This is a genomic window from Streptococcus mitis (assembly GCF_003943905.1).
GTDB classification, from domain to species: domain Bacteria; phylum Bacillota; class Bacilli; order Lactobacillales; family Streptococcaceae; genus Streptococcus; species Streptococcus mitis_BC.
On the sequence record NZ_RJNS01000003.1, the window covers coordinates 115,712 to 127,596 of the forward strand.

18 protein-coding genes are annotated in these 11,885 nt (G+C 42.7%); 10 read left to right on the plus strand and 8 right to left on the minus strand.

All coding sequences use genetic code 11. The features are described 5' to 3' along the window. Nucleotides 1-10: 10 nt before the first annotated feature. From D8854_RS06385 to nrdR, 4 genes are read right to left on the minus strand one after another with little or no spacing between them, the layout of a single operon-like run. Nucleotides 11-724, minus strand: a complete 714-nt coding sequence (locus D8854_RS06385) for an NADPH-dependent oxidoreductase (protein WP_125450251.1) — start codon at nt 722-724, stop codon at nt 11-13. After that, a complete protein-coding gene (gene dnaI, locus D8854_RS06390; protein WP_125450252.1) occupies nt 721-1,617 on the minus strand; it encodes a primosomal protein DnaI in 897 nt (298 codons plus the stop codon). The genes D8854_RS06385 and dnaI overlap by 4 nt, the downstream gene beginning before the upstream one ends. Further along, nucleotides 1,618-2,781, minus strand: coding sequence for a DnaD domain protein (locus tag D8854_RS06395; RefSeq protein ID WP_125450253.1), 1,164 nt, complete (start codon nt 2,779-2,781; stop codon nt 1,618-1,620). Further along, nucleotides 2,782-3,255, minus strand: coding sequence for a transcriptional regulator NrdR (nrdR, locus tag D8854_RS06400; protein ID WP_001203678.1), 474 nt, complete (start codon nt 3,253-3,255; stop codon nt 2,782-2,784). Nucleotides 3,256-3,394: 139 nt separating this feature from the next. Between nrdR and D8854_RS06405 the strand changes: the two genes are divergently transcribed. Genes D8854_RS06405 through D8854_RS06415 form a run of 3 tightly spaced genes read left to right on the plus strand, consistent with a single transcriptional unit; the run spans nt 3,395 to nt 5,210 of the window. Further along, nucleotides 3,395-3,760, plus strand: a complete 366-nt coding sequence (locus D8854_RS06405; protein ID WP_000119121.1) for a GntR family transcriptional regulator — start codon at nt 3,395-3,397, stop codon at nt 3,758-3,760. A gap of 4 nt (nt 3,761-3,764) precedes the next feature. Then, nucleotides 3,765-4,460 carry an ABC transporter ATP-binding protein gene (locus D8854_RS06410; RefSeq protein ID WP_125450254.1) on the plus strand — a complete coding sequence of 232 codons (696 nt, stop codon included), beginning with the start codon at nt 3,765-3,767 and terminating at the stop codon, nt 4,458-4,460. 15 nt (nt 4,461-4,475) lie between these two features. Further along, nucleotides 4,476-5,210: a hypothetical protein gene (locus D8854_RS06415; protein WP_000498778.1), complete on the plus strand. Its 735-nt coding sequence runs from the start codon at nt 4,476-4,478 to the stop codon at nt 5,208-5,210. A 31-nt stretch (nt 5,211-5,241) separates the two neighbouring features. Here D8854_RS06415 and D8854_RS06420 read toward each other — a convergent pair whose 3' ends face one another. Next, nucleotides 5,242-5,937, minus strand: coding sequence for an LrgB family protein (locus D8854_RS06420; RefSeq protein WP_084946300.1), 696 nt, complete (start codon nt 5,935-5,937; stop codon nt 5,242-5,244). Continuing rightward, a complete protein-coding gene (locus D8854_RS06425) occupies nt 5,934-6,308 on the minus strand; it encodes a CidA/LrgA family protein (RefSeq protein WP_000781325.1) in 375 nt (124 codons plus the stop codon). The genes D8854_RS06420 and D8854_RS06425 overlap by 4 nt, the downstream gene beginning before the upstream one ends. 196 nt (nt 6,309-6,504) lie before the next feature. Between D8854_RS06425 and D8854_RS06430 the strand changes: the two genes are divergently transcribed. The 7 genes from D8854_RS06430 to queF all read left to right on the plus strand — a co-directional run bounded on the left by D8854_RS06430 (nt 6,505) and on the right by queF (nt 10,053). Next, on the plus strand, nt 6,505-6,885 hold the full coding sequence (locus tag D8854_RS06430) for a MarR family winged helix-turn-helix transcriptional regulator (RefSeq protein ID WP_125450255.1): 381 nt from the start codon (nt 6,505-6,507) through the stop codon (nt 6,883-6,885). A 97-nt stretch (nt 6,886-6,982) separates the two neighbouring features. Then, the gene (locus tag D8854_RS06435; RefSeq protein WP_000570266.1) at nt 6,983-7,204 is read left to right on the plus strand and encodes a DUF4649 family protein; all 222 of its coding nucleotides are present in this window, start codon (nt 6,983-6,985) and stop codon (nt 7,202-7,204) included. A gap of 15 nt (nt 7,205-7,219) precedes the next feature. Further along, a complete protein-coding gene (trxA, locus tag D8854_RS06440; protein ID WP_001029581.1) occupies nt 7,220-7,534 on the plus strand; it encodes a thioredoxin in 315 nt (104 codons plus the stop codon). A 203-nt stretch (nt 7,535-7,737) separates the two neighbouring features. Further along, nucleotides 7,738-8,391, plus strand: coding sequence for a 7-cyano-7-deazaguanine synthase QueC (gene queC / locus D8854_RS06445; RefSeq protein WP_125450256.1), 654 nt, complete (start codon nt 7,738-7,740; stop codon nt 8,389-8,391). Next, nucleotides 8,391-8,834, plus strand: coding sequence for a 6-carboxytetrahydropterin synthase QueD (queD, locus tag D8854_RS06450; protein WP_125450257.1), 444 nt, complete (start codon nt 8,391-8,393; stop codon nt 8,832-8,834). Before queC ends, queD begins: the two co-directional genes overlap by 1 nt. Beyond that, complete coding sequence (gene queE, locus D8854_RS06455; RefSeq protein ID WP_125450258.1) at nt 8,827-9,543, plus strand: 7-carboxy-7-deazaguanine synthase QueE; 717 nt, start codon at nt 8,827-8,829, stop codon at nt 9,541-9,543. The genes queD and queE overlap by 8 nt, the downstream gene beginning before the upstream one ends. An 18-nt stretch (nt 9,544-9,561) precedes the next feature. Next, nucleotides 9,562-10,053: a preQ(1) synthase gene (gene queF / locus D8854_RS06460; protein ID WP_125450259.1), complete on the plus strand. Its 492-nt coding sequence runs from the start codon at nt 9,562-9,564 to the stop codon at nt 10,051-10,053. Between the two features lie 208 nt (nt 10,054-10,261). On the opposite strand, the gene D8854_RS06465 is transcribed toward queF, so the two are convergent. Both D8854_RS06465 and D8854_RS06470 read right to left on the minus strand, forming a co-directional pair. Then, nucleotides 10,262-10,930 carry an MIP/aquaporin family protein gene (locus D8854_RS06465; protein WP_125450260.1) on the minus strand — a complete coding sequence of 223 codons (669 nt, stop codon included), beginning with the start codon at nt 10,928-10,930 and terminating at the stop codon, nt 10,262-10,264. Nucleotides 10,931-11,041: 111 nt separating this feature from the next. Beyond that, the gene (locus D8854_RS06470; RefSeq protein ID WP_125450261.1) at nt 11,042-11,833 is read right to left on the minus strand and encodes a DUF2785 domain-containing protein; all 792 of its coding nucleotides are present in this window, start codon (nt 11,831-11,833) and stop codon (nt 11,042-11,044) included. Nucleotides 11,834-11,885: the final 52 nt, after the last annotated feature.

Sequence of the window (11,885 nt, forward strand, 5' to 3'; positions counted from 1 at the left end):
TTCTCACTTTCTACAATAACTTTTTCTGTTCTAGATTTTTCCGAGTTGAACTAGGTTCGGCTTGACCAAACTGCTCTGCCAAACGCTGACTCCAAGAGGTCGTCGCACGCGCACCAGCATAGTCCGCCTGAACTTTGTCATAGTCCAAAATCGCTTCAACTGGCTGTTCTTGGTATTCTTCCTCAAATACCACTTGGCTCAAAGGCAGTCTTGGTTTGACATCATGTTGTTGATCTGGCACACCAAGGGCAATCCCAAAAACTGGGTAGGTATAGTCAGGCAGGTTAAAAAGCGCTGCTACTTCTTCCGACTTGTAACGGACTAAGCCGATGATAACACCACCATATCCCAGACTCTCTGCTGCAAGCAAGGTATTTTGCCCCACAAGTGCAGCATCCACAGACGTGATAAGGAGACCTTCCACCCCTTGAGGTTGGAAAGTGTCCGTATGAAGGCTTGCTCCCTTTTCAGCTCGGTTCAAGTCACCAACAAAAAGCAAAAAGGCTGCTGACTGGCGAATGGCTTCCTGAGGAACCAATTCATATAAGGCATCTTTCTTATCTTGACTACGTACAAGAATCACAGAGTAGGATTGGAAATTTTTCCAAGATGACGCCATTTGTCCAGCAGTTAAAATCTCGTCCAAGTCTGCTTGAGGAATTTCTTGCTCCTTAAAGCGACGAACTGAAGTATGAGCTTTCATCAGTTTAATGGTTTCTGTCATCGGCGATTTTCTCCTTCTAGTCTCGTTTCCTCTGCTAAATAACGGATTCGCTCCATGACCCGTCTAGCTTCCCAAGTCTCGTCATTTCCATTCTTTCCTTTAGCAAAATGCTTCTCCAAATCTTGGAAATTAAAGTTGGAAGTAAAGAAGGTCGGCAAATCTTCCTGCATGCGATACTGGAGAATGACTTGAAGAATCTCATCACGCACCCAAGGAGTCGACTGCTCTGCACCAATATCATCCAAGATCAAGACCTCTGCTAACTTGATGTCATCCACCAAGGTCTTCACAGATCCTTCACCGATGGCATTTTTCACATCAATGACAAAACTTGGATAGTGGAGAATCGTCGTTGATGCCCCACGTTTTTCAGATAGGTCGTGAGCTAAGGCCGCCATCATAAAACTCTTACCAACACCAAAATCTCCGTAAAGATAGAGGCCTTTTCGGATGTTTGGGTAAAGGTCAACAAAGGAATAGAGTCTCTCAAAAATCGGCAACCGTCCTAGATCATCCAGGTCAATCTGAGCCAACTTCGCTTTCTTGAGACTTGCTGGTAGATTGATCAACTTGAGACGATTCTTAATCGCAGCCTCTTTTTCTGCCGCGATTAGTTCTGGTGTTTCTTCATAAGACACATCCGCATAACCGTGATTCATGACCAAGATAGGCTTATAGCCACGCGCTATATAGTCCGCATCCCCACGAAGAAACTTGTCCCGTTCTGTGATATATTGGTTGAACTTGGAGATGCTACGATTCAACTCCTCTGGGCTGAGGGATTCTTTCTGGATAAAAGTCGCTACATCTGGGTCTTTCATAATCTGCTGGACTAGGTCCTGATACTGAAAACGACTTGTCTGACGCTTGATAACGTCGCCAACACTTTCCATCTAGTCTCCTCCTTCTTCTAATCGGGCTAACATTTCTTGTTTTTTGCGTTCGAGTTCCAGACGAGTTTCCTCACTGGTTTGATTTTTATATTCTGGATTGCTCCACTTGGGAACATTGGTCTTAGTCGAGCTCGTTTTTGATTTTTGGTCTTCCTGGCCTTTTTGCTGACGCTCTCGAATCCGAAGCACAGCTTCTTCTGCTGTTCGAATTTTTTGGTAAGCATAGTCATTGGCGACCTTCATGGCATATTTCTCATTGACATTTGCCGAATCAACCTTGTTAAAGGTTAGAAGCAAGACGATATTGATGACTTCATCCAACAAGCCTAAAGACGCCATCTGATGAAGGAGTTCTCTTTCACTTTGGGTGATGTTCCCCTTACGCGTTTGCTTGATTTCCGCTAAAAATTGTAGGGGAGTTTTATTTTTGGCTTCCCTGATAATGGTCATTTCTTTGGGGCTAAAGTCAGAAGGAACCTGCTTTTGCGCAATCTTTTCACGCATGCGTTTGACAGAAATAACCTGAGCCACTGTAGTCGCCTTGGCTAATTGATAGGTTTCAAACCAGGTCCATTTTTTTTCATCTGCGATGGCAAACAATTCCAAAACATCTGCCTGCTCGTTTTCAAAACGCAAACCATCTCGAGCCATCAGGCGCTGGAAATGTTCCAAGTCAAAATCGTTTTTTGACTTGCTTTTAGACTCGCTTGGTGTCACTTCTTCAGTCAGGGTTGGAAAGACTTGACTCAAAGAAACAGAGAATGCTTCTCCCTCACTCGGTGCCTGCTTCATAGCAGAAACAGCTGTATCCCCAATCTTTTTCTCTAATAATCTGCTATAGACTGAATGACTTAGAAAATTCTGACTGGAAAGGGGAGAATGAAGCTGTAATTCATAGGCCTCTCCCTTTTGATAAAGGGTTAACAAGTCCACAGCAGATAAGATTTTAAAAGACTGGAGGAGCGTATTCATCCCGAAGTTCAAATGATTAAGAATATTAGCAAAGAGGTGCTCCTTTTGCCCACCATCCCAAAAAGTAATAGCATATAGATAGAGGCTCAGTGCCTCCTGACCGATAATCGGGAGGTAGCACTGCACCAGAGAAGAGGTATCTTGCGACACCCGATTATTCTTTAGAAAAGAAAAACGGTCATTTGGCTTCATTTACTTTTCCTTTTTCTTCTTAGAGGACTGAGTGATCTGCTGGAGCAGACTCTCCAACTCACTCACATCCTTAAAGCTACGGTAAACACTGGCAAAACGAACATAGGTAATCTCATCCAGCTCCGCCAATTCTTCCATGACTAAAGAACCAATATATTCACTTTGGATCTCATTCTCACTGCGACTGCGGAGTTTTTGCTCGATACGATTGACCACCATGTTGATTTCATCACTTGACACAGGGCGTTTCTGGGCTGAGCGGATAATCCCATTAAAGATTTTATCTCTCGAAAACTGCTCTCGCGTACCGTCTTTTTTGACGACAACCAGCGTTCGCTCTTCTACTCGTTCATAGGTTGTAAAACGATGCTGACACTCGTCGCACTCACGTCTTCGGCGGATGGTATTTCCTTCTTCGGCTTGTCGACTATCAACAACACTAGACTTGGTAGCCCCACATTTTGGACAACGCATGCATTTCCCTCCTTGTCGTTTTCTTTTCATTATACCATTTTTTAAGCAATTCCCAAAACAATTCTTATTTTACTTGACAAGTTTTTTGTTTTATTGTATTATTTAATTAAAACAATAAAGAAAAAGAAAGGAGACTATGATGTCCTGGTCATTTGATAATACAAAACCCATTTATTTGCAGATTATGGAAAAAATCAAATTACAGATTGTTTCCCATGAACTGGAACCCAACCAACAGCTCCCAACCGTAAGGGAACTAGCGAGCGAGGCTGGGGTCAATCCCAACACAATTCAGCGCGCCTTGTCTGACCTTGAACGCGAAGGATTTGTCTATAGCAAGCGGACTACTGGTCGTTTTGTCACTGAGGATTTGGACCTCATCGTTCAGTCCCGCAAACAGCTTTCTGAGGAGCAACTGAAAAACTTTGTAACGGGCATGCTTCAATTCGGCTATCAAAAAGAAGAACTGCCAAGTGTGCTTAGCGAATACATTAAAGGAGTGTAAAATTATGACATTACTAGCATTTGAAAATGTATCCAAATCCTATGGGGCTACAGCAGCCCTTAACAATGTTTCCCTTGAGATTCCCGCTGGAAAAATCGTCGGGCTTCTCGGTCCAAACGGATCTGGAAAAACAACCTTGATCAAGCTGATCAACGGACTTCTCCAACCAGACCAAGGTCGTGTCCTCATTAACAACATGGACCCAAGTCCTGCTACCAAAGCCATTGTCTCTTATCTACCAGACACGACTTATCTGAATGAACAGATGAAAATCAAAGAAGCACTGACCTACTTTAAAACTTTCTACCAAGATTTCAATCTTGAGCGGGCTCAGCACCTTTTAGCAGATCTTGGCATTGATGAAAACAATCGTCTCAAGAAATTGTCAAAAGGAAACAAGGAAAAAGTTCAGCTCATCCTGGTTATGAGCCGTGAAGCTCGTCTCTACGTGCTCGACGAACCGATTGGTGGTGTAGATCCGGCTGCCCGTGACTATATCTTGAACACCATCATCAACAACTACTCACCAACTTCAACTGTCTTGATTTCTACCCACTTGATTTCAGATATTGAGCCGATCTTGGACGAAATCATCTTCCTAAATAACGGAAAAGTCGTCCGTCAAGGAAATGTAGATGATATTCGTTACGAGTCAGGTGAGTCGATTGACCAGCTCTTCCGCCAAGAGTTCAAGGCTTAGACAAAGGAGATTATTATGTTTTGGAATTTAGTTCGTTATGAATTTAAAAATGTTAACAAATGGTATCTAGCTCTCTACGGTGCTGTGCTTGCAATTTCGGTTTTGATTGGTGCATCCATTTCTGGTATTAGTCAGACCTACACTAGCTATGGTAATGATCCCTACTATCTGTTAGGCTTTCTGATCTTAGTTTTTGGTGGGCTCAGCGTTACTCTCTGGATTGCGACGATTTTTCTAATCGTTCGACGCTTCAAGGGAAGTGTCTACGATCGTCAGGGCTATCTTACATTGACTCTGCCCGTCTCTGAACACCAGATCATCACCGCCAAATTACTAGGTGCTCTCATTTGGTCAATCATAAGCTATATTGTATTTATCTTGAGTATCATTATTATCTTCTCACTCACCCCTGTAGTGAAAGATTTGCCACTCCTCTATCGATTTATCTCTCCTTATCTCGGTTACGGTTGGCTCTACGCCCTCTCTCTTCTGGTGGGTTCAATTACTTGGATTTTATCTATTTACCTTTGTATCTCAATTGGTCAACTATTTAACGAGTATCGTACCGCTATGGGAATTTTAGCCTATATCGTGCTTAACATCGTTATTGGCTATATTTCTATCTTCTTCCGAATGGATTATGATTTTAACCTCCTAATTAGCGTTGATATCCTCAAAGATTTCATTCTAGCAATTATCTACTACCTCGGAACCTACTATATCTTAAAAAATAAGGTTAACTTGCAATAAAAAATGCCCAGCTAGAAAGCTGGGTTTTGCTTTAACTCAATATCAAACTGGCTATAATGGGACTAACAAAGACATAGAGAATACCGGTGACACCGATAGCCAAGCCACCCATGGCGCCTGCTACAGAGCCGTATCGAAAGGCGGTTCCCGTTCCGACTGCGTGGCCTGTTCCTCCAAGGGAAAGCCCGACTGCTACCGGATCATCAATTTTCAACCACTTCAAAAGGGTTGGTCCAATAACACTAGTTAAAATCCCAGTTGCCACTACGACAACCAAGGTCACAGTCGTCAAACCCTGCAATTTTTCTGTGATTCCCACTGCCATGGCGGTTGTCACTGACTTGGGAAAGAGAGAAATGGCTAGGAAAAAGTCCATGCCAAAGATTTTCGCCACTATGGCAGTGAAGCTAGTATTGACAACTACTGCTAGCAGACTACCAAAGAGAATACTCCGAGCATGGTGCTTCATCAAGTGAAAACTCTTATAAAGCGGAATCCCTAGAGCCACTGTCGATGGGACTATCAAGTTATTCAGATAAACCCCGCCTTGGTAGTAATCTTGGTAAGAAATACCCGTCGCCTTAAGAAGGATGATAATAAAAATTGCTGACAAAAGCAAAGGTGTTGTCAAAGGATGGGGAAAACGTCTGTAAATCAGCATTCCCACTAGATAAGCTAGGATAGATAATGCAATCCCAAACAGAGGATTGGATACAAATTCACTCATTTGGCATCTCCTTTCTCATAATCTCCCTCAAAACGTCTCTTGATGAACTGAACCACTAGGGCGATGAGGATAATGTTGATGACAGCCGCAAAAAAGACAATCAAGACAATGGGCAAGAGATAGGGGGCAATCACATCAAACTTTTCCATGATTCCCACTGCTGGTGGCAAAAAGAGAATGGTCATATTAGCCAGCAGAAAATTCCCCACCATATTGACATGCCTGGTCCTTAGCCACTTGAACTGTAAAGCTAGAAATAGAATAATCAAACCGATAATACTGCCTGGGATAGGCAGATGAAAGAAACTGGAGATTCCCTCACCGATTAGAGAAATCACAAAAAGAATCATTAATTGAACATATAACTTCATCTCAAACTCCTTGAAATAGAATTCTTGCATACCAGTTTACTCTTTTTTCAGAAAATTTCAAGGAAATATCGAAATTTTTCTTTCTTGCAAGGATTAGCTAAAAGTAGTATAATCATTGCATGCGCAATCATCTTGTGTTACAAAGACAATCAGTAATGACTTTGTGATTTTTACTTTGAAAAGAAAGGAGAAAGCAATGACCTATTTGGAAAAATGGTTTGACTACAACCGCCGTCAAAAGGAAATAGAAGCCTTGTTGGAAGAAACTATTGCCCAGCAGAGTGAACAAAGGCTGAACTTGAAAGAGTTTTATCTGCTATACTATCTGAATCTAGCCCAAGAAAAATCTCTACGACAAATTGACCTGCCAGATAAANTCCATCTCAGCCCAAGCGCTGTTTCTCGAATGGTAGCTCGACTAGAAGAGAAAAACTGTGGTTTGCTTAGTCGCCGATGTTGCGATCAGGATAGACGGGCTAGTTTTATCTGCCTGACTGATGAGGGACAAACAGCTCTATCTTACCTGCAAAAAACCGTCGAGGAAAGACTGGAAACCAGTCTTGACTTCATTTCTTAATCAGATTTTTTAAAAAAGTTGCGTGCGCAATCATTTTTCTTGACATTCCTCTTTTCAAGGAGTACAATAAAGTCAAGATCGAATAAAGGAGGTTTATATGATCGAAATTACCTATCTAGATACCAGCAAGCAAGAGAGAACCATGACTTTCGAGTCTTATGAAGACTTTGAACGCTCTCAACAAGCCTGCCTCATCGGCGTTGCAGACTATTACCCAGTTCAAAAATTAACCTATAATGGGCATGATTTGGACTACCATGGGACTTATGGGGATGTCTTCTTCTATCTCATGAAACAAGATTTAAGCCAATATAACTAAAAAAGGAGAAATACAATGGCAAAAGCAATTACAGATGCAACATTTGAACAAGAAACAAAAGACGGTTTGGTCTTGGTAGATTTCTGGGCAACTTGGTGTGGTCCATGTCGTATGCAAGGACCGATTTTGGATAAATTGTCTGAAGAACTTTCAGAAGATGTCTTGAAAATCGTTAAAATGGACGTAGATGAAAACCCAAACACAGCTCGTGCTTTTGGAATCATGTCTATCCCAACCCTTCTCTTCAAAAAAGACGGCCAAGTTGTGAAACAGGTTGCTGGAGTGCACACAGCAGAACAAATCAAGGCCATCGTTGCTGAATTGAGCTAATCACACGAGAGACCAAGTACTTTATTTGGTCTCTTTTTTTCTTGCCCTTTGCCATTTTTCAAAAAATATGCTAGACTGTAGGTAGAATATTACGATGTTTGGGACATGCCATCGCTAAAAAAAACCTCTACTTGGTATTTTTTAGCTCCCCTCAAGGGAGCTTTTTGCGTGCTCTGAACATTTCCCACTTTGGAAGGAGTACTATGAAACGTCAATCAGCCTTGGTCGTCTTTAGCGGCGGTCAAGATTCCACAACCTGCCTCTTTTGGGCTAAAGAACACTATGAAACAGTCGAAGCCGTCACCTTTGCCTACGGCCAACGCCATCATCTCGAAATTCAAGTTGCTAGAGAAATCGCTAAGGAACAAGGTATTCGTCATCACATCTTAGATATGTCTCTACTGGGGCAAATCACTGAAAATGCCTTGACCTCTGATATGGAAATCGGGCAAAAAGAGGGAGAGGTTCCCAATACCTTCGTTGACGGTCGCAACCACCTCTTTCTGTCCTTTGCAGCAGTTCTTGCCAAGCAACGAGGTATTAATGATATCGTGACAGGTGTCTGCGAGACAGATTTTTCAGGCTACCCTGACTGTCGAGATGTCTTTGTCAAATCCCTTAATGTCACCCTCAACCTTGCCATGGATTATGACTTTGTTATCCAAACACCTCTCATGTGGCTAGACAAGGCTGAAACTTGGGAATTAGCCGACCAACTCGGTGCCTTTGACTACGTTCGTGAAAAAACCTTGACCTGCTACAATGGGATTATCGGAAGTGGCTGCGGTGATTGTCCAGCCTGCCACCTACGTCAACATGGCCTAGATGTTTATCTCTCACAGAAAGGAGTTGGCTGATGTTTTTTGCACCTAAAGAAATCAAACAGGAAACTGGAGAGTCTCTTGTCTACAATCCTCACAGAACCTTAGTTTCAAAAGAGTTTGCTTTTGACGCTGCCCACCACCTCTTTCACTATGAGGGAAAATGCAAATCCCTGCACGGCCACACTTATCATCTGCAGATTGCTGTTAGTGGATTTTTAGATGAACGGGGCATGACCTATGACTTTGGAGACATCAAAGGTATCTACAAGGACTACTTGGAGCCCCACTTGGATCATCGCTATCTCAACGAAACTCTACCCTATATGAACACGACTGCTGAAAACATGGTTTACTGGATTTTCCAAACCATGAGTCAAGAGTTGCCAGACGAACGCGGTCTCCGTTTGGAATACGTTTGTCTCTATGAGACTCCAACTGCCTTTGCAGAGTTTAGACGGGAGTGGTTAGATGACTAGGGAACGTGTCCTCAAACTACCTGTTCTGGAAATTTTCGGCCCAACCTTTCAAGGTGAAGGTCGTGCTATTGGGCAGAAAACCATGTTTGTCCGCACTGCTGGTTGCGACTACCATTGCGACTGGTGCGACTCTGCCTTTACTTGGGATGGTTCTGAGAAGCCTACTCGCATGACAGCTGACGAGGTCATTGCTGAGTTGGATAAACTGGGAAGCTACGACTACGTCACCCTATCTGGCGGAAATCCTGCTATCCTAGCAACCAACATGGCTCAACTCGTCACCAAGCTCAAGGAACGTGGTGTCACTCTAGCTGTTGAGACCCAAGGCTCCCGCTGGCAAAATTGGTTAAAAGATATCGACCAAGTCACTCTGAGTCCCAAACCTCCTTCATCCAAGATGGAAGTCAACTTTGAGACCTTGGACTTTATCGTTTCCCAATTGGATCCAGACAAGGTCACCTTTAAAATTCCTGTCTTTGATGATGCCGATTTGGCCTTTGCTAAAGGGATTCAAGAACGCTACCAACCAGATGTTCTCTTCTTATCAGCAGGAAATCCTGAGCCCAAGGCTACAGGCAATATTGTCCAAGACCAACTAGACCGCCTCAAAGAACTCTGGGAACGCGTCGCTGCTGACGATAGCTGGGGCAAGGTCCGCGTCCTTCCCCAACTCCATACCCTCCTCTACGACAACCAACGTGGTGTTTAAAATTAGAAAGAAAAAATCATGTCACAACAAGAAGAAATGAAAAATCTAAGCCTACTGGGCAACAAAGAAACCAACTACATTTTCGAGTATCAACCAGAAGTCCTCGAGTCTTTTGACAATCGTCATGTGGAAAATGACTATTTTATTAAATTCAACTGTCCTGAATTTACCTCCCTGTGCCCAATCACTGCTCAGCCAGATTTTGCGACGATTTATATTTCCTACATTCCTGACAAGCTCTGTGTCGAGTCAAAATCCCTCAAACTCTACCTCTTTAGCTACCGAAATCATGGGGATTTTCACGAAAACTGTATCAACACCATCGGGAAAGACTTGGTCAACTTGCTAGACCCTCGCTATTTAGAAATCTGGGGAAAATTCACTCCGCGCGGTGGTATTTCAATCGACCCCTATTACAACTACGGTAGGCCTGGAACCAAGTATGAAGGTTTGGCAGAACAACGCCTCTTCCAACATGACCTCTACCCAGAGAAAATTGACAACCGCTAATACTCTTCGAAAATCTCTTCAAACCACGTCAATGTCGCCTTGCCGTAGGTATGTTACTGACTTCGTCAGTTCTATCTACAACCTCAAAGCAGTGCTTTGAGCAACCTGCGGCTAGCTTCCTAGTTTGCTCTTTGATTTTCATTGAGTATAAACAGATACGAAAAAGCCCTGTTCCTCAAGATGAGGAGCAAGGCTTTTTGAGTTTCAATTATTCTTCTGTTCCAAGAAAGTTTTTCGCAACAAGAGCTGCAAGAATACCACCAACGATTGGGGCAAGGATGAAAATCCATACTTGTTGAAGGGCTGCGCCACCTACCAAGACAGCTGGAGCCAAGCTACGAGCTGGGTTAACTGAAAGTCCAGTAATGTTCAATCCCACAAGGATCATGGCCATCAATGACAAACCAATCACCAAACCAGCGATTGCGCCATTGCCTTTGCTTGCTGATGTTACAGTCATGATAACTAGGACAAACAAGAAAGTTGCGATGACTTCAAACAAGAATCCACCAAAGACAGTGACACCGTTTGCCAAGGCATTTTCACCAAGACTTGCAGTTGACATACCTGAGTTAGACAAGAGGAGGAATACTGCAGCTGACGCAAGGAAAGCTCCAACTACTTGTCCAAGGATGTAGTTTACAAGTTCTGAAGATGACAAACGTTTGTTTACAAACATAGCGATCGAAACAGCTGGGTTCAAGTGAGCACCCGAAACAGTTCCGATTGAGTAGGCCGCAACCACGATTGCCAAACCAAAGGCAAAAGCAATTCCTAGGTGACCAAGGCCATCAAGACCATTTCCAAAAACAACAGCTCCTGTTCCGATAAACACAAGCATAAACGTACCGATTAGTTCAGCCACAAATTTTTTCATGATAAGTCTCCTTTTTTTCAAAACTATGTACCAGTCTATCAAAAGAAGGAAAGGGTTTCAAGAAAATTGACTGGAAAGTTCATTGAAAATCATGAAACGACTCTCTTATCCTTAGTACTGAAAGGATTGAATGGCTTCTTTCAAGTCATTTTGCAAACTATTCCTCTGGTCAAGTTGGATATAGACTTCCAACAGACAGGATCTGAAGTTGGAAAATTTATGGAAATCATTTGCTTCTTTCAGGGGAAATTTGACTGTTTGCAGCCAAGCAGTGAATAGAGACGGTTCGATTTTCCCTCGTAAGATTGGTTCATAAAACGCTCTGGCTAACCGCCAATCTTCATCATTTGTAAAACGAATCTCAACACGTTTAAAGATTTTCCCAATGATCTCAAATGCTTCGGCTATATCTGACTTTGGAAAACTAGGATGGCATATAACTTCCGTCAAGAGATCACCACCATGCGCAAAAGCGTGAATCCAACCATACTGACTTGAAAAACCAGTTGTATCCTTTTCTTTTGAAAGATAGTGCAAGCCTTGATTTAGCATGGTAGCCCTGATAGGAGAAGACAACTGCTGGTAATAAAGCGACTCCTTAGTACCATCGCAGGACAGTAGATTGGCATAAATAAGTGCCCTAAAAGAACGTTTAAGAGTTGAAACTCCTCTACTATCCATCTCTTTGTATAGACCTTCATCAGATGAGAATTCTTCTGCGATAAACTGAAACTGCTCAAGGGTAAACAACTCTTCTTGAATACCTCTAGCTAAACTTGTAAAAACAAGGTCATCACGAATTTCTGAAGAAGGATCTCCCAAATGCTCAAGCAACCACTGAATTTCTTCTCGGCTATAGCTTGGTTTTTCTTCTCTCACTTTCCTTTGTAATTCTTGATACATCTTCTGGTACCTCTGCATTTCTAGTAGCTTATCAAAAAGCCATCCACAGATG